The sequence below is a fragment of the Nostoc sp. MG11 genome (assembly GCF_014904695.1).
Lineage (GTDB): Bacteria > Cyanobacteriota > Cyanobacteriia > Cyanobacteriales > Nostocaceae > Komarekiella.
The window spans coordinates 1-1,942 of record NZ_JACXXN010000155.1 but is presented as its reverse complement, the minus strand read 5'-3'; the positions used below and the strand labels follow the sequence as shown (position 1 = coordinate 1,942).

Annotated in this window: 1 protein-coding gene; it reads left to right on the top strand. The window is 43.2% G+C overall.

Annotation, left to right across the window (positions count from 1 at the left end; all coding sequences use genetic code 11):
* Positions 1-320 precede the first annotated feature (320 nt).
* On the top strand, positions 321-1,942 hold a 1,622-nt coding region (locus HCR01_RS37685), incomplete at its 3' end, for a tetratricopeptide repeat protein (protein WP_193200975.1).

Genomic DNA, 1,942 nt, shown 5'->3' with positions numbered 1-1,942 from the left:
CACACAAGTCTTTTAGAGTTGCCCCACAGGCTTTTGATCCCCCCAACCCCCCTTCAAAAGGGGGGCAAAAACCTCTCAAAGTCCCCCTTTTAAGGGGAATTTAGGAAGATTTACAACGATTTTGGTTTTGTACAGAGATGTGTGTACACCGTAGCTTCAAAAGGGGGGAAACGGAATCAAAGTCCCCCTTTTTAAGGGGGATTTAGGGGGATCTAAAAGTATTTGATACATCACCAAGGACTTTTCAAACATCCTTTTAGAAGACTTTAGCTGTAAGCCTTAGAATTTATTCTGAGGCGGTTGTTACCACTCAACTATGTATGCCTGAAGACTCTGGTAAGTTTGCCGATAAAATAGGTGCTTTTGCTGCCTCTGGCGCTCAAGTTAACATTGCCACTCAAATTATTGAAGGGCAAAAACAGCTAATTCCCACAAAATATATTCCTTATCGCGGTTCTGTTCATTTCGTCGGGCGAGAAATAGAACTGACAATGTTGCATGAAGACTTGCAACGCGGAGACTATGTAGCAATAGCGGGAATGGGTGGCGTGGGCAAAACTGAATTAGCCACCCAATACGCGAGACGATATCAACAAGATTATGACGGAATTGCCTGGTTTAACGATAGAGAAACCAATCTCGCCGCCGAAGTTTTAGAGTTTTTTCAGTTGCAGTTTGGTTTTGAGATTCCCCAAGAATTAGGAGGAAGACTTTTAAGCCTTAAAGAACAAGTCGCCTGGTGTTGGTCTAAATATCCTAACTCCGCCTTGCCTATTTTAATCGTCTTTGATGACGTGACCGACCTAGTCAACCTCGGCGAAGTCGTACCCAATGACCACCGCTTCCGAGTTTTAGTTACTACTCGACTGCGGCATTTAGACCCAAATTTTATTCAAGAGATTCCCTTAGATGTTCTCTCGCCCCAAAAAGAACCAGGTAAAGCCTTAGAACTGTTAAAACGATTATTGGGGGACGAAGATAGGCGAGTTGAAAACCAACCACAAGCCGCAACAAAAATATGTGAATGTCTGGAATATTTGCCCTTGGGGATAGATTTAGTTGGGGGTTATTTGGTACGCGACCCACAAATATCTTTAGATATTATGTTTGGGCAATTGCAACAACGTAAATTAGCAGAAGCAGCTTTACAAAACCGGGAAACTCTCAACTCAACTCAACTGGGAGTCAAAGCCGCCTTTACCTTAACTTGGGAAGAACTCAACCCACTGGCGCAACAACTAGGAAAATTGTTGAGTTTATTTTCTCCTGCACTGATTTTTTGGGAATTGGTTGTTTGGGTGGCGGTAGGTGGAGAGGAAGCAGAAAATCAGGAACAAAGACAGCTAACGTGGTCAAAAAATGAATTAAACGCAGCTAAACAGCAACTCTACGGGCGAAACTTGCTGCAACAGGTGGAAGAAAGAGAAGGGTGTTATAAAATTCATGCCTTAGTGCGGTGGTTTTTGCAAGAGCAGTTAACGGTCTCTGGCGAAACCAAATCAGTTTTAGAAACAACTTTTACCACTGCCATAATAACTGTTGCCCAAAGCATTCCCCAATCACCAACTTCTGAGCAGATTAAAAGCATCAAAGATGTCGTTCCCCATCTCGAAGACCTGGGAAACCGTTTAATTTTAGAGATACAAGCAAAAGAGACACAGATAATTTCCATAGCATCAGTCCCCAACGATCAAGTAATTTGGGTATTTGTGGGGATAGGAAGATTTTACGAAGGACAAGGATTATATAAATTAGCAGAATCTTGGAATGAACAATGCTTAAATGTTTGCCAAGCTCTGTTTGATGGCGACCATCCTGATGTCGCTACTAGCTTGAACAATTTAGCAGGACTCTACGATAGCCAAGGGCGGTACAGCGAAGCCGAACCCCTCTACACCCAAGCCTTGGAGATGAGAAAGCGGCTGTTTAATGGCGACCATCC